Source organism: Asticcacaulis sp. AC466 (assembly GCF_000495815.1).
GTDB lineage: Bacteria > Pseudomonadota > Alphaproteobacteria > Caulobacterales > Caulobacteraceae > Asticcacaulis.
In genome coordinates, this window is the sequence record NZ_AWGE01000006.1 from 1 (window position 1) to 16,808 (window position 16,808).

Consider the following 16,808-nt stretch of genomic DNA (forward strand, 5'->3'; position numbering starts at 1 on the left):
CACATGGAAAAATTCGGATAACGGCGGATAGTGAAGTCGGCATGTATCGGTGAAAGTGTCTTCATGACAAGCCAATCTGGGGCATTTTTAACAGCGCTTGCTCGCGTTGAAAAGATGCCCGACTTCCTTTCACTATAGAATCCACACTAACATCTTCGTTATTTTTACAATTATAGCGAGATAATGTATGAGCCGTCTAAAGGCCGAGCTTGCAAGAAAGAAGTTTCCCAAGCTCAAGGCAAACATAGGAGAAGTACTGTCGGCCGCAGACCCTGAATCTTTCTGTCAGCTTGTTTGGGCAGTCTGGGGGTTACAACAGTCGGAACCGGTACGGCGGGCGGCAGAGATTATCTCGTACCCAGTTGAAGCTATGACAAACGCGATCGATAGTCGTTGGGCAATTCAACCATGGGAAATTGAAACACTGATGAATCTACATTTCGAGGCTGGTCGTGACCTGCGTCGGCGGCTTGATTCACATGATCAATTCGGCTTGATTGGCGAATTGTGTAATCGCCTTCGCAAATTGGAAGACGTCGAGTCCGCAACGTATTTGGACGAAACCAGCGTACTTATGGAGCTGCATAGAATTGCTCATAGGCAATTCAGTTGGCAGAGAGGATTTGTAAATAGAGCTGATTTTTATCGCTATTTTTATCTTTACGGGATCGGCAACTGTGCTGCTTTTTTTGATGATTATTATGGCCTATCGGTAGAGCAGTTCACGAAGGCGGGCTTTGCATTGCTGGCACTATTCAGCCAACGCCCATTGGCGACAAAACCGTTAGATTTTAGTGCTATTGGACTTAATAAAGCCACTGCTGAGCGCGCCGCATCGCTTATGACAATCTCGCACGCCGAAACTGGCGATGCGTTTCAGGCCTTGCTTAAAAACCTAGACGCTGAAATGCAGCCAATCGCGTATCGCCCGAGCCTTCTCAGGCGAAAGCCAATTATCGCGTATGGACGACATGGTACAAATCTCAGAGCACCATTGCCGCCTCTCATAATGCTTCGCGTTTCGGGAGGAATGTATTACGATTTGCAGCCAGGGGGTGGAGCTATTCGAGATGAGGTGGCGCGCCAGTTCGAAAACTATGTCCGCAGGTTTATTGCTACAGTAATGCCCCGCTTTAATGTCGAGGGAGAATATCGTTACAACCGACCGGGTTTAGGGACGCCTGTCGATTCCCCCGACGCAATAGTATTAGATAGAGGACGTGTCGCAGCCGTCATAGAATGTAAAGCAACGAAGCTGACATTTTCTGCCCAATATGCGGGCGATCCTGCGGTGGCCGCAAGCGATAAATATGACGAGCTGGCGAAAGGCGTGTTCCAGCTTTGGAGATTTTTCTCTCATTGTCGCAGAGGCCTGACGCGCCATCAAATTGATGATGCCACACATGCTCTGCTTCTGACCGTGGACAGTTGGCTCTCCATGTCTCGCAACCTTCAAGTTCACGTGTTAGACCGGGCTAAAGTGAAGGCAAAGAACGAGCCGGGCATCGAATTGCAAGATCAAAAGCCGATAATATTCGCGTCAATTCAGTATTTTGAGAGAGTTCTTCTCCAGGCCGACGAGGACTTGTTTCTTGGCACACTTGCCATTGCGAGAACTGAGAAATTTACAGGTTGGCTTTTGCCTGACATCAAAAAAGAGCTTAGAGACGATGTGGAAGAAAAGCCTTACCCCTTTGATCCAGGCGAGATAATTCCATGGTGGGACGAACTTAACGTCGAAAGCAGACGTGCCCAAAAAGGGGTATGATGCGGTTTTGGAGCGTGATGCAAGCGTAGTGCAAGATTAAAGCAATGGCTCCATACCATTCGCAAAGCCTTGTCTGCACGTCGTTTAGAGAACTCGTCACTCCGTAATATTGTTTTTCATGTGCAAGTTTGTTGGCTTCGTGTTTTCCGCCGTCCACACATGGTATAAGGTGTGGTCTTTGCGCGGGGTCGAAAATGATGGCGACGGCATTTGGGGCGTAGGCCAGTCTATATTGTGGCCGTTTGTGCGCGGCTTTGATTTTGCTCAGGCGCGCCGCGATACTGCACGGTGATCTATTCCTGAGAGATCGGTCTAGGCGCTCAGCGATGGCCCTAAATTGGACTGGCTGCACAATATCGCGCGATGAAGTCTTCGTGCCTCGGCATCAGCGCCACGTTTGATGCCACTACCTTTTCCACGTGATCGACGAGAGCCTGCATGTCTTCGTTTTTGACCCAATCTACAGCCGGGTGGTAGCTGCGCGGCATGATTCCCTGGCCCAACATCACCTGTACCCAGCTGGTTAAGCCAAACAATTCAGTGCCTTCGCGGAAGAACTGACCATTGGCGGCAAACAAATCGATATAGGATTTCACCGAATCCGGGACACGCATGGTTCGCACATAGTTCCAGAATTCGGAATCACTGCGCTCGGTGGCGTAATAATGCAGGATGATAAAGTCTCTGATCCGCTCGTACTCAAACTGCATTTGCGCATTATAGACGTCTTGCAGCACCGGTTCAAAATCCGATTGAGGGAACAAGCTCACCAAGCGCGATATGCCCGATTGGATAAGGAAAATGGCGGTTGATTCCAGCGGTTCGATAAACCCTCCGGCCAGGCCAATCGCGACGACATTCTTATCCCAGAGTTTTCGCCGCTTGCCGGTCGTAAAACGTATGGCTTTCGGATCGGAAAGCGCCCGGCCATCCAGCGAGTTGAGCAACAGATCCGCGGCTTCGGAATCGCTGGTGAACTGGCTGCTATAGACATATCCATTCCCGGTGCGATGCTGTAGCGGGATACGCCATTGCCACCCCGCCGAACGCGCTGTGGACCGCGTGTAAGGGGTTGGCGGCCCAACCTTCTCACACGGCACGGCCAGGGCCCGGTCACAAGGCAGCCAATGCGTCCAGTCCTCAAAACCGGCATGCAGCGTGTCTTCAATCAACAAAGCGCGGAAGCCGGTACAATCGATAAACAGGTCGGCCGTAATCGTCGCCCCGTTTTCAAGCGTTACGCTTTCAACAAAGCCGCTCTCCTTATTCTGATTGACAGCAACGACCTTACCTTCTGTACGCACGACGCCTTGCGCCTCTGCGCGTGTGCGTAAAAAGCGGGCGTAAAGGGTCGCGTCGAAATGGTAGGCGTAGGCGATCTCAGCCAGTGGAGAGTTCGCGGGGGCGTCGCGCGGCGGCGCCATGAACTTGCCCATAGGCGCGGCCACGGTATTGAGTGAGTATTGGCTAATTTCCTTTGCCTTGCGGGCGAAACGGGCCTTCAACCAGTATTGGTGGAAAGGCATTAAGCCCAGGTCACGGCCGATTGTGCCGAATCCGTGTATATAGGAATCGCCAATCTTGCCCCAGTCGTTGAACTGGATACCCAGTTTGAAGGTCCCCTTGGTTTCTCTGACAAACTCCGCTTCATTAATCCCCAACAAGCGGTTGAAGGCTGAAATGTGTGGTACGGTCGCCTCACCCACCCCGATCAGGCCAATCTCTTCAGATTCAACCAATTGAACCAGGATGTCCGTGCCGAATGATTTGGAGATAGCCGCAGCGCTCATCCACCCTGCCGTTCCACCACCGATAACCGCGACGGTTTTTATGGGGCGTTTGGCCTGTTGCAAAGTCATTGGATGTCCAGCGAAGGAAGAGGAAATAAAGGCTCAGCGCTCAGGCCGAGTTTAAAAACTATTCGACGGATAATAGTGGGAAAAATCGTGCTGCGCCAGCATGGCACGTAAATGCAAATTGGCTGGAGTTCAGCGGAATATAGCTCAACTGACTAGAGCAAGTCTGGCAGTGGTTAGGTTCCGGCATTCGCGCGGTGCAAATGCCGGAACCCATTCCGCATTAGAACTTAGCGCCGGTCGAGAGTCTGACCGTAAAGGGCGATCCTACGATGGGGCCGTTTTTGGTGTAAACAGGCTTCTCGCCGAAGTTCGGGAAGTAGACCGAGTTCGGATCGTAGTTGACCCAGTTGAACAGGTTCAGGACATCCGCCCGCACATAACCGTCAACGCCGCTGGGCAGCTTGAAGTTCTTTGAGATCTGCAGGTCGATCTCCTTGTAGCCGATGGTATCCTTCGGTCGTTCGCTAACGATCGTCTGAACGCTGCCGCCATAGCTGTTACAGACGGAGACATTAGGTGTCTGGCAGCCGTAAATCTGCATAGCCGATGTAGGCGTTGCCACTGACAGCTTGGCCGCCATCGACATGTCCCAAGGCAGATCGCGGGAGTAGGTCATGACCAGGCGGTGTTTTGGCACTGCCGTGGACTGCAGAAGCGGATAGTCGCTGATATTCGGGTAGTCGAACAGATATTGGTTGTTACCCACCGAATACGGGTTGATGCCGGCGACATTGTTCTGCTTGGCGTCAGAGTAGGTGTAGGAGACGGTCATGCTCCAACCCGATTCCTTGGTGTAAGGCTTTTGCGCCGCCAGACCGAGCTGGAGGTTTTCATCCTTACCGCCGTTATCCCACAGAATAAGCCCGCCAACACCCGGGACGCCTTGGGCGCCCCATTGACTGCCGTTCTGGAAGTAAGACCCGTCCGCGTAGCGATTACCCAAACGTCCGATAATCGAGTCGTAGCTGGTGATATAGGACAGGGTGGCCTGCGTGTTCCATTCCCCGAGCGTGTTGCGAATCCCAAGGCTGTACTGGTCTGAATACGGCGTCCTGATGTCGTTATTCAGCAAATCCACTTCGTGCGAGGAGGCATCGGTCTGAAGTGTTGAAAGCCCTGCCGGCGTCAGATAGGACGCGTCCCAGGCATAGCAGTGATGGGCCGGATTGACATCTGCCGCCGTAAAGCAGGCGCCAAACGCATCCTGGTTTATGGGAGACGGGAAGTAGATCTGCGGGTTATTGTTCAGGGCGACCTTGGTGGTTTCCAGGGCCAGGGTTCTGAAGAGATTGCGGTTATAAGAGCGGGCGTAACCGCCGAAGAGCACACGTCTGCCGTCACCAGTCAGATCATAAGAGAAGCCCAGTCGCGGCGCGAAATTATTCGGCGCCTTCCGGTTGGACCCCGTGCTGATATAGTTGTCCAGGTTGATGCCGGGAGCTCCGGGTTTGTTTGAAATCTGCAAAGCCAGAACTTGTTTATAGGTCAGAGTCGTGCCGGGATACAGGCTGTTAATCCCTGCCACAACGTCGGACGGCGTGACATAGTTCAGGTAGGCCGGCACCTCTTCGTGATCCCAGCGCAGGCCGAGATTGATTTCCAAGCGATCATTCACCTGCCAGTCGTCTTGAATATAGGCGCTGAATTGCTTGTCGGTGGTGCTCACGCTTGTGTTGGTATAACCCGGCACAATGTTTGGATATTGAACCAGATAGGGCGTTGCGGAAACGCCGCTCGCCGTGACAGCATAGTAATAGGTCGCATTGGACTTGTCAGAGCTGCCGTCCTGCGTGAACAGATCGATGCTGCCGTAGCTGACGCCTATTTTGAGGGTGTGATTGCCGTATGCCTCTAAATTGGCAAAGGTGAGGTCGTCCTGGAGGGTAAAGCCCTTCTGCGAGCTCACCGCACCAACACCTGAGCCCGGACCACCGACATTGATCAATCCGACAGAGCCAGCCGTAGGGTTGCTCACGCTCGACGCGTTTGGATAATATGTATAGGCAAACTGCGGGGAGCCTGTTGTCGTCGACGTCGACGCATTGGTGTCCTGATAAGACAGGCGCAGTTCATTTACCCAGGCGTCGGTGCTATGCTGCCACCGGATGTCCGAACGCTTGACATTATTGGTGTAAGGCGCCTCGGTCGATTTCGCGTTCTGGCCGGTGCCGCCGGTAAACATGTCTTCGAGACGATAGTTGAGGCTTGCCTCAATTCTGTCGTTCGGACTGGGCTCAAAGTCGATTTTCCCGAAATAGAGATCTTCCGTGAACGGATTGGTCAAGGGGCCATATTGGCTCGCGACGTTTGCGGGCAGCAAGGCCTGGGCTTGCGACAGCGATACACCTGCGCCGGGATAGACGTCACTCTGGTTCGACAAATCCTTGTGTTCCCACGTGACGAAGAAGTGCATACGGTCCTTGATGATAGGGCCGCTGAAGGCGAGACCATATTCCTTGCTGGGCGCCTTGCCCTTCTCGGTGCCAGACGCCTTTTCAGACGGGTACTTGGCACGCAAATTCTCGTCGGTATAGGTGCCGAAAATCTCGCCGTGGAACTTGTTGCCACCTGATTTGGTCTGCGCAATGATGATGGCGCTGGCAGCATCGCCATATTCGGCGCTGTAGTTGGAGGTAACAACCTTGTATTCGCCGATGGCGAGCTGAGGGAAGGGGTTGCCCGGATCGCCCGAACCGTTAACACCCGCGCTGCCGGCAAAGCCGGAACCGCCCTGGACGAAGTCCTTCTGCGAGACGCCATCGATATAGACGTTGACCGCAGAAGCCAACTGGGCGCCGCCACGCAGTGAGGTATTGTGGGTGCTGCCGCCGTCCACGTTAAATTGCACGCCCGGAACGGTATCGGCAAATTCCATGAAGTTACGCGTTGCCTGCGGCAAGGCCTGGATATCGTGCAGGGATACGAACTGATTGACTTGCGACGAACGAATTTCAACGGACGGCCTGCGGCCGGTGACTACCACCGTCGTGGTGCCGGTGCTTCCTGCCTTATCCGCACCAAAGTCATAAACCGCAACAGAGGCTACGGCCACCGAGACGTCGGCCGCTTCCTTATCGCCAGCCGTCACGTGATAATTGCCCGAGGGCAGGCCGGCAATGACATAGGTGCCATCGGCGCTGGCCTTGGCTTGGCGCACGGCGCCCGAATTAACGTCTGTGGCCACAACCGTCACGCCAGCCGGCGCCGTTCCGCGCAAAGTGGATCCAGCCGTTTGTGCCCAACCTGCGGTCGGCGCACTTAACGCGGCTGCAATCGCGAGCACCGCCAACGAACTACCTAATCTGGTCAGACTGGACGTCGTCCTTTTGCTGGTCTTTCTCATCGTGTTCCACTTCCTCCTGCTTGTGTAATCTTTTTAAGTTTCGCGTCCTTGGCGGGAGCGCGAATTAAGGTGCCTGCGCGTTTAAGTCTGCCAGGTCATGCCACACAGCGGCGCCCCACAGCGCTAACCGTGGAGTTTGTGCGTGTCTGGCATGCGCATTGAGGGCAAGGCTATCACCAATCATCGCGAAGGCAATGCACATTTGCGCAAATAGCGCTGCAACTTTGCGCCCTGTTGTAATTTTGAGACAATATTATTCTTGCAGTAGTGCGAATGAAATCAATCAATGGGAATTGAAAATTTTAATTAATATTTTGTTTTTTAACGGTTATTGATTTTTGGCATTCCCGGCCGCGCAAGAGTCACGTCATTCACGGCGCTTGATTTGTGATGCAAAGTTTGCATAACCTGTATGTAATTTGCGGAGAGCCGCCGCGCAAGGTAAATAGACTGCATGCAAAAAGAAGCCGCGCCACCCGTGACGCTACAACAGATTGCCCTTCAGGCGGGCGTGTCCGTTTCCACTGTATCCCGCGCATTGGCCCGCCATCCCGCGATCAGTGAGGAGACGCGCGAACTCGTTCTCAGGCTGGCAAAGGAGAGCAATTACGACATCAAGCGCCGCCAGGGAATCGACCATAGTCAGATTATCGTGGTGATGGCGGTGCCCGCCATCAGCACGCAGATGGCTGAGCCATTTCAGTTACGCCTGCTGGGCGGCATTGGAAGTGCCATGCGTGAGCGTCATATCGATTTTTCAATCTCTCATCGCGTGCCAAGGGACGCCGATGGCCTGGCCGAGTTGATGAGCGCTCATCCGACGGGCGGTTTTATTTTTCTTGGCCAGAGCCAGTATCACGAGGCCTTGAACAAGTTCAACAAGCAGGGAAGAGCGCTTGCTGTCTGGGGAGCGCAGCTTGAGGATCAGAATTATTGCTCGGTCGGAACAGATAATTTCTTCGGCGGGCAAAGGGCCACGAGCCATTTGTTGAGATTGGGCCGGCGGCGGATCGCTTTCCTCGGAGCGTGTGATGTGGCTGAAATTGAGCAGCGTCTGGCCGGTTACAAATCCGCACTGGCAAACCATGGCGTTGAAATGGATGCGTCCCTCATACAACACACGAAGCTGGTCTATGACTCAGGTTTTGAAGCCGTGAACGATCTTTTGGATCGCGGGGTGAAATTTGATGGTATTGTGTCTGCTTCGGATATGCTGGCCATTGGTGCGATGCGCGCCTTATCCATGCATGGCATCGTCGTGCCTGACGATGTTTCCGTCGTCGGGTATGATGACATAGATGTTGCCAGTTTTTCGAGCCCGGCGCTCACAACTATTCGTCAGGACGTCCTGAAGGCGGGCCACCTGCTTGTGACGAAGGCCATGCGCCAGCTCGCGGGGCATAATTCGCCATCCGAAAGGCTGCAGACCGAACTCATCGTCCGAGGCTCCTGCGGGGGCTGAGGCCGTTTGGATGTGAGCGCGTGTGCGCCCTGTGACGTCTACGCGCTTGGCGACCATGGCGCAAACACTGCCACGTAAGACTGACTACCTAAAGACCGGCCACCTAAAGAGAAGAAGGGCGCGCCCGAATGGACACGCCCCTCTCACATGTCAGCCAGTCCCTGACCTGCGATCAGTTATATTTGAACCGCAAGGACAGGCCGAGATAGCGGCCTTCGTCGCGGATATCGCGCACGAACGCTCTGCCCGGCTCATAGGTGTGGAAGTTGTGGAACGGCTGGGCCAGAATATTCGAGACATCGAGGTTGATCGTGTAGAAGTCGTTCGGTGAGTAGCTGAACGAGTAGTCCAGGCGATTCACCGCTTCCGTGCCTTCCCCTTCGACGCCGGCGTTACGATTGTCGTATCCGTTTATCCAGCGCGAACGGCCATTATATGAGAGGCGTGTCGAAATCTTGCCCTTCTCGTAAAACAGCGCCAGATTATAGCTCCAGTTCGATACACCCGGAATTTTGACCATTGCGCCGGTGCTGTCGATTGTGGCGGGCAACTGGTTATAGGCATCGATATAGGTCAGGTTCGCCTGAACGCCGAAACCACTCCAGGCGTCGGGCAGGAAGTCGAGGAAGGTCTGTCCGGCGATTTCGATACCCTTGATCTTGCCGTCGCCGGCATTTTCAGGCCGGGAGACTTCCAGCACCCCATAAACCGGATCATTCGTCCGGGTCGTGTAGTTATTAATGAAGCCGTTTACTTTGTGGTAGAATACGGCCACGCTCGCCGAAGTGTTTGGCGACGGATAATATTCCCAGGTTATATCGTAGTTGGACGACGTCAATGGCTTCAGATCCGGGTTGCCCGCCGAGCCATAGGCGTCCGCGGCGGTCGGACTTGGTGTACCGGTATACTGCGAAATACTGAGAGCAGGATTGAGCTGGCTGAAGTCTGGGCGCGTACGTGTCTTGGTGATACCCAGGCGAATCTGCATGTCGTTGGTCGGCCGCAGGCGCATGCTCACGTTCGGAAGTACGTCGATATAGTTCTGGGTAATACTCTTCGGAATGCCCTGTTGGACTCCGTCCCATGTCACGCTCGAAAAGCCGCTATATTTGCCGACCGTATTGACGACACGCACGCCGATATTGCCGTCGACATCCGAGTTGAAGAAGTGCGATTCGTAACGCCCCTGGAGATAGGCGGTGCGGGTCGCTTCCTTAGCATTGAAGCCTCGGTAAGGATTATACCCCATAAGATCGGGCGCCCAGTTTGCTATGCCACCGACATCGTTGAGCTGCGCCATGGCGGCGCGGGTTTCGGCCAGGAGAACCTGACGATTGCCGACAATCCCTTCACGCGACGGCTGAAGATAGCTGCGGAAGCCTTGCTCATTGCCGCGGAAAGTATCCTGAGTGAGAGACAGGTCGCCGACGCCGATCGACGTGAACGGAATCGCGAGCGGGAGAGTCCAGCCGTAACGGTCGTTGCTTTCGAGGAAGGCGTTACGGTCGGAGTATCGCAGCCCAGCCTTGATCTGCTTAAAGATACCCCAGTCGGTATCGTAGACCGCGTCGCCACGCCACTGGATGCCGTTGCCGCCGACCTTGTAAATGCTTTCGTAGTAACCGCGCCAGATGTAGTGGCTTGGGTCTGACACATCCAGGCCGACCGCAGTCCATGCCGCCCCGCCGCCGGCAGTGTAATTGATGTTGATTGGATAAGAGGTGTTGAGCGCCGAATCGAGGCTCCACGACGAGTTCGAATAGACGCTGTTCGTATAAGCCAGATCGGTCGATAGCTTCAGCTTGCCGCTGGTGAAGCTGCCGCCCACCGCGATCTGCTGCGTGTCGGTGCGGTCGTAGCCGGTCGAGCGATAGAACGAAATCGGTTCGCCACCGGTATTGGTCATGCTCTGGATCTTGTTGGTGCCGTCTTCAAACACCACATTCGTCTTCGTGCCGCTCCACAGGGGCGCCTGTGCCCAGTCATTGGAATGTTCAGCGCGATAGGCCTGCCAGAGCAAGTCCGCATAGAGTTCGACCTGCGCATTCGGTTTCCATTGCAGCGTGGCATTAGCGGATGGCCGCCAGCGATGGCCCGTATCCATGTATACGCCGACGGCATCAGGATATCTGGCGGTCTGCCCGGCCACAGTATTGGTTGCGATATATCCGGTCGCCCAACGCACCGCATTGCGGAAATCCTGTTCTGTATAGGACAGATTTAACAGGGCGCCGACTTCGCCGGCGCCGGTATTCCAGCGGTTGGTGATCAGTACGTTGCCATTGGTGTTGAACTTTTTATTCTGATCATTATAGGTTTCGCGGATCGCACCGTCGATTTCAAACCCTTTGAAATCGAACGGGCGGCGCGTACGCACATTGATGAGACCGGCAAGGCCGGGCTCCAGCAGGTCCGCAGTTCCCGACTTGTACACTTCAATGCCCGCCAACGCGCCGGAGGGGAAATCCTGGAGTTGGACACGACGCAGCTCGGCAGTCGAGATGTCGCGGCCGTTGACTGTCGTCGCGACATCGGGCAGGCCCCGCACCAGGACGCCGCTGCCTTCATCGCTGCCGTGAACAATCTGGATACCCGGCAGGCGCGCCAGCGATTCGGCTGCGTTGACGTCCGGGAGCTTGCCGATGTCTTCGGCGACAACGGCATCGACGATTGAGTCGGAGCGGCGCTTGATGGCCTGCGCGGACCGGAGGCTGGCGCGGTAGCCTTTAACAACAACGAGGGTCGAATCAGTCTTCGCCTCCGTAGACTCGGCTGTGGGCTGGGCCTTGGCGGTGCTTGCCTGCGGTGTAGCGTCTGCCTGCGTCGCGGCATCTGACGCTGACTGCGCAAAGGCAGTGCCCTGCGCGGCCAGCAGCACAATAGATGCAGACGCAAGTAGTCTAATTTTCGATTTCATATGTTCCTCCTGGATTTTTTATGAAGGCCGCTGATAACGGACGGCTCTTTGACTTTATTTGTAAGACAATATGACTTAATTTCCACCTTTGATTTTTCAAATCTGACTAAATTGTTGAGATGTGTCGAAATTGTTACAGGGAGGGTTAATGCTGGTAAAGGTGACCGCCTCTAAGGATGCGAAAATCAGCCAGAAAAGTTTATATATATTAGAAAAATCAGATAGATAGTGATATTTTAAGGGGTTGCGCTAAGAGTTCTAATCGAAATGGCTGTGCCGTTCGCCCAAGCTGGAGTCCACAGGGCAAAATTTAAATCATATCATTCAGAGTATCTGGCGGCTTTAAAACTGATTAGTCAGATGCAAAATTACGCAGACCATTGGCCCTGCCGTACCCGATTAGACAGCTTCTGACTGTCGCGCGTCTTAAGCCTGATAGTCGGCGCATTTCGCCATGGAGGCGCGAGTCGTCTTCACGAGACGAGCCCGCGAGATGGGCTTTCATTCGCGAGCATCGCGCCATCTAACCTTTTACCAGCCCAGGCAAATCCCAGATTTCGTTGGCTCCGCCCGCCAATGTGCGTTCCGCGCTCTCGTGCAGGTCCAGGACAACCACTTCGTTTTCGCCTGCCTTGAGCCACGGCCCCGGTACAAACATTGCGCGTTGCGGTCCAACCGACCAGTGGCGGCCAAGATTGTGCCCGTTGACGAAGACGTACCCCTTCCCCCAGCCCCGCATATCAAGGAATGTGAATCCCGGCTTTTCGACCGAGAACGTCCCGCGATAAAATGCGGGGCCGTCCGGGGCCTGCGCGCTGAAGGTCAGGCCCGTCAGGTTATCCATCGGCAGGCCATACTGCGCCCACCCTTCCAGAGGGATACCATTTAGGGTTACGCCACCGATAAGGCCCTTTTGGTCGCGACCAATATTCTTGCCGTAGTTACAATGACCATGGGTATCGACCAAGACGTCGAGCACAGCGCCTTTCGGCAAGTCCACCAAAACAGAGGTTTCTTTCAGGCGTCGGTCGAGGGTGGCTACGGTCTTCCCGTTTATCCGAACGAGGGCGTAGTCGCGAACATCGCCGAATTTGAGCTCTCCCTTGGCCGCGGCCTTTGCCTGATAGCGATACAGCATAAGGCCATGCATCTGTCCCGCGGCGTCCAGTGACTTAGGCGCTTTCTCAAGGGTTGGCTTTAGCAGCAACTGGTCAAGTGGTGCCGCCTGCCTTAAACGGAAGCGCGGTATAATTGCCGGAACTTCCGGTTCGGGAAGCGGCGCGAATGCCGAGGCGGGCAGGTAGTTCTTTAGCAGAGTGGACACTGCCTCGTACTTGGGCGTTGGACGCCCCGCTTCATCCAGGATGGCGTCGTAATCATAACTGGAAATATCCGCCGCGTAGCCCTTGCTGTCCCAGTTGGCGCCTGCGTACCAGGCGAAGGAGGTTCCGCCGTGCAGCATGTAGAAGCTGATGGACATCTTGTGGTCGAGCATCCACTTCAGGCTGGCAATCAACGGCGGAATTTCCATCGTGGCATGGAGATCGCCAAAGGCGTCGAACCAGCCGCCCCACAGTTCCGAATTGAAGAACGGACCATCTGGACGCACTTTCGCGCGAGCGGCAAATTCCTCCTCCGCCTTGTAGTTTGTGCCGAAATTGATGCCGGCTACCACGCCCGGAAGCGAGCCATTGGCGACAAACTGCGAGGGATCGGCGGTGTAAAGCAAGCCCGAGAAGCCGGCGTCACGCTCAGCCTGCATGACCTCAGCCATATAAGCATGGTCCGCACCAAAGGCGCCGTATTCGTTTTCGACCTGGGTCAGAATGATCGGGCCGCCATTGTCGATCAGAAGCGGGGTCAATTCCTGACCCAGCCGCTTAAACCACCGCTTCATTGGCTCAATGAATTTTGGATCGCTTGTCCGCGCAATACCGGTTTCCTCGGGAAACAGCCACGCTGGCAACCCGCCCCCGTCCCACTCGGCGCATACATAAGGCCCCGGACGTAAATTGACCCAAAGACCCTCCTCGTGGGCCATCCGGATGTAGGCAGCGATATCGAGATTGCCGGAAAAGTCGTAAACCTCCGGCGCTGTTTCGTGTACGTTCCAGAACACATATGTGGTCAGGGTGTTAAGCCCCAGGGCCTTAAGTTTGCGCAGCCGGTCCCGCCAATATTCACGAGGAATACGGGGATAGTGCATTTCACCAGCCAGTATCTGAAACGGTCTGCCGTCCAGCATGAACTGGTCGCCGGTGACGGTGAAGCGCGGGCTGGTCGCAGAAGCCGAGGCACCCTCAAAAATGGCGAGACTTGCGCCCATGGCGGCCACGGACGCGACAAAACCGCGTCTGCTCAGATGATGTGAATCCATTTGGCGCTTCTTCCTGCTCAATATGTCTTATTGCCCTGCTGCACCTAGGCCGCCCCGAGCCTTGCGGGAAGGACAGCGCTGCTGCGTATAGAGCGTTATTTTAAGTGCGATTTATTAAGGTGACCTCAGTTGCTTCGCCATGGCGGGCAGTTCAAAGCGTCCCCAGTGATCGCAAATTTATCCTTTTGTGTGCACCTGCCTGCTGAAATTGCAGACAGCGACAAATGATTAATAGTCAGGCAATATAAATTTGGCAATTATAAATGTGATTAAATGGGCGGAAATGTTGCCAAGGGGGAGCAATCCCTGGCAGGTCCTATTGACGAGCTACCCTTCGTTTGGCAGATTTTGACGCCGCTTTTGTGAGCGGCGCGTATCTTCCAGGGCAAATCGGACAAGAGATTCCATCGACCAGCGCGCGGCCCGACCATTGCCGGCTTCAATCGCCTCAAACACACGATAGTGATCCTGCCAGCTATTTCGGGCGTCTTTTGGGTCTGATGATTTCAGCCGCGTGGACCAGGCGATCGCGGCGGCAATGGAGCTGTTCAGGGAGATCAGCACCTCATTTTTAGTCGCGACCAGCAAGGTTTTGTGGAAGTCGATATCCGCAAGGCGGCCCGTCTCGGTCGCCAGGGTCTCGACCCGCATCACCTCCATTGCGTGGCGCATGCGATCGAGTTCCTCCGCCGTTCGGCGCTCGGCTGCCAGCTCCGCCGCTGCGGGCTCATTGATCAGTCTCAACTCAAAAAGACCATCAATGAACTCGTCCGTGGGCGTCGTCTCGAACATCCACCCCATAACCTCGGGGTCCAGCAGGTTCCATTGCGTGCGATCGCAAACACGCGTGCCGCGCTTGGGGCGACTCTCAACGAACCCCTTTGCCGATAAAACCTTCAGCGCTTCCCTGTAAGGTGTCCTGGAAATATTGAGCGCTTCACTGGAGTCCAGCTGATAGGGTAAAATATCGCCTGGCTTATAGACCCCGCGCAGGATGTCTACGGCCAGGCGATGCGCAAGCGTGCCGTGGAGGCGCCCGGTTGACACGGCTTCCTCATAGGTTCCTTCAGCGAAAACCTCGCCTTCGCCAGCATCCTCATGTTCCTGCATTCGTCCACCCGAGTCTGTTTCGATAGGCTTTATGATTTAGGTTGGTGATAGACACAAGATGTCAAGATCTCGGCACGTCCCCGTCCGCACTATCGCAGCTCCACACCGACAGGGCGAAGCACGAAGGTTGTGACCGATTTGGGCGGCGCGACAAGCCCACCGCTATCAAATGTACAAGCGTTACATAGATTTTCCGCTTGGTGGGTGGCGTCTGTGACGGTGGTGGATACCCTGTAAGTCCAGCCGGCGTCGAGTGACGGCAAATTCAGGAACAGGTGTCGCGAATAAAGTCCCGGATTGACATGCACCATAACCACGGTCCGATTGTCCGGCCGAAGGGCTACGACCGTGTCGGTGTCATCCACGGGAATGAACCTGTCGCCAGGCCTTATAAACCGCGAAAAATTGGCCATGGACCAGTATTTTGTCGTGATATGTACCTGCGGTGCAGTTGTGTTATCGTAGTTCATCTTTATTAGCCCCCAGTCGGAGCCTGACGAAGGCGGCTTGGCCTCGTTCTCAATCGCCTGCCACAACACCCACCCGACTGGTCGCAGGCGATTAATGTCGCTGACGATTTGCTCCCCCAGGGCGATCGCGGGACGCATATCATCAAAGGCCTGAGGCACGTTCGGTGGTGACAGATCGACTTCGGACATCCACAGGCGCTTACCGGTAGCCTGGGCGATATCACGTACGGCTGTCTTTCCGGTGGTGTCGTAACTGTGCACGTTGATCTGGTCTATGGTGTCGATAGCGGCCTGATCGAGGCCCGCCCAGTCCTCGACAAAGGTCTGGGCGTTCGTTTCATCCATGGCGGAAAGGGTTGTTGTCAGGCCCCGGTCGCGCAGAGCCTTGGCAACCGCAGTTATGATTTTTGCCTGGCGCGCGGGAGACCAATGCGCCCCCTCCTGCGTATTGCTGGCGTACCAATAGGGTGTATTGGGCTCATTTACGGGTGACAGGGTGCGGAAATGAATTTGGTGCCGCTGCTCAAGTTCCGCTGCAACCCTTACCAGATAATCGGCAAAAATGCCTTCATTTCCCGGCAGCAGATTGTCGGTCAGGCCGTCGACGTTTCCTGAAACTCGACCGCTGACCGTCATGAAATAGGGTGGAGAGTTTGAGAACGCTTCAAAAATCTGATCTTCTCTGGGCACACGCTCACGGATGGCATCCAGCCACCAGCGCTGCCCCGGATCCGCCAACCAATCCCATTGCGACGGATCATCAGGATTCCACCAGTCATTGCCCGATGCGCCCGCCGGCCGCTTCCAGAATCCTGAAATATTAGCCCCGCTGCGCAGGTAAGCCTTCTGTTCAGGCGCGTTGCCGCCGCCAATATTATATCTGGCGATATTAAATCTTAGGCCGTTCTCACCGTATAACAGGTCAGCCAGCCTATCCCGCTGGGCCGAAGGCAATCTCCCTGTCACATTAGCGAACCAGGCTAGTGCGGTTCCCCAGCCTTCAAAAGGCTTTCCGGGCTCCGCCCATTTGGGAGACACCGTTACCTTGACCTGTTGATCCGCTCGTGCGGCAAGGCAAGCCGCCTTATCCGACATAGCAAACGAATTCGAGGTCGTCGAAGCTCCCGAACAGATGGCGCCAATTGCCAAAATGGCGAGCCTTTTACGCAATTTAACACGCGATCCATAAGATTTATACTTCGGCATTATTTCCCCGCAGAGGCCCCTTCGTGCTTAGCCCCTTCTTATTGACGTATCCAGGACAAGTTCCCCGCGCATGGCTGCCTACTGAAATTCCGACACGCAAAATCGGATGGAGGAGGTGCAGCACATACGCGGGGCGACGATGAAGAAGCCTTCAGTCGAGTCAGGGGGTGGGTCAAAGAGTTGCCTCTTCGGTGTCAGAGCCGCTGAAAATGCCAAGATCCGGCAGGCTCAGCAGCCACTCCATCAGGGAGGGATGGCGTGTCAAACATCAGCGACAATAAATCGCATTTAATATT

Annotated in this window: 8 protein-coding genes; 2 read left to right on the forward strand and 6 right to left on the reverse strand. The window is 55.0% G+C overall.

The window, feature by feature from the left end; translation table 11 throughout:
* Nucleotides 1-187: 187 nt before the first annotated feature.
* On the forward strand, nt 188-1,768 hold the full coding sequence (locus AEAC466_RS28895) for a hypothetical protein (protein ID WP_023457264.1): 1,581 nt from the start codon (nt 188-190) through the stop codon (nt 1,766-1,768).
* A gap of 332 nt (nt 1,769-2,100) precedes the next feature.
* Here the strand turns inward: AEAC466_RS28895 and AEAC466_RS28900 are convergent, their stop codons facing one another.
* Both AEAC466_RS28900 and AEAC466_RS28905 read right to left on the reverse strand, forming a co-directional pair.
* Nucleotides 2,101-3,627 carry a tryptophan halogenase family protein gene (locus AEAC466_RS28900; protein WP_031238397.1) on the reverse strand — a complete coding sequence of 509 codons (1,527 nt, stop codon included), beginning with the start codon at nt 3,625-3,627 and terminating at the stop codon, nt 2,101-2,103.
* A gap of 220 nt (nt 3,628-3,847) precedes the next feature.
* Nucleotides 3,848-6,811 (reverse strand): TonB-dependent receptor, encoded by a 2,964-nt coding sequence (locus tag AEAC466_RS28905; RefSeq protein WP_162148933.1) that lies wholly within the window; start codon nt 6,809-6,811, stop codon nt 3,848-3,850.
* A gap of 613 nt (nt 6,812-7,424) precedes the next feature.
* Here AEAC466_RS28905 and AEAC466_RS28910 point away from each other — a divergent pair.
* Nucleotides 7,425-8,432 carry a LacI family DNA-binding transcriptional regulator gene (locus AEAC466_RS28910; protein ID WP_023457268.1) on the forward strand — a complete coding sequence of 336 codons (1,008 nt, stop codon included), beginning with the start codon at nt 7,425-7,427 and terminating at the stop codon, nt 8,430-8,432.
* Between the two features lie 172 nt (nt 8,433-8,604).
* Here AEAC466_RS28910 and AEAC466_RS28915 read toward each other — a convergent pair whose 3' ends face one another.
* From AEAC466_RS28915 to AEAC466_RS28930, 4 genes are all read right to left on the reverse strand, one after another.
* Nucleotides 8,605-11,349 (reverse strand): TonB-dependent receptor, encoded by a 2,745-nt coding sequence (locus AEAC466_RS28915; RefSeq protein ID WP_031238399.1) that lies wholly within the window; start codon nt 11,347-11,349, stop codon nt 8,605-8,607.
* Between the two features lie 523 nt (nt 11,350-11,872).
* Nucleotides 11,873-13,726 (reverse strand): glycoside hydrolase family 35 protein, encoded by a 1,854-nt coding sequence (locus AEAC466_RS28920; protein ID WP_023457270.1) that lies wholly within the window; start codon nt 13,724-13,726, stop codon nt 11,873-11,875.
* A 327-nt stretch (nt 13,727-14,053) separates the two neighbouring features.
* A complete protein-coding gene (locus tag AEAC466_RS28925) occupies nt 14,054-14,836 on the reverse strand; it encodes a FadR/GntR family transcriptional regulator (protein ID WP_023457271.1) in 783 nt (260 codons plus the stop codon).
* An 89-nt stretch (nt 14,837-14,925) separates the two neighbouring features.
* Nucleotides 14,926-16,401, reverse strand: coding sequence for a glycoside hydrolase (locus AEAC466_RS28930; RefSeq protein ID WP_052025077.1), 1,476 nt, complete (start codon nt 16,399-16,401; stop codon nt 14,926-14,928).
* Between the last annotated feature and the right edge of the window lie 407 nt (nt 16,402-16,808).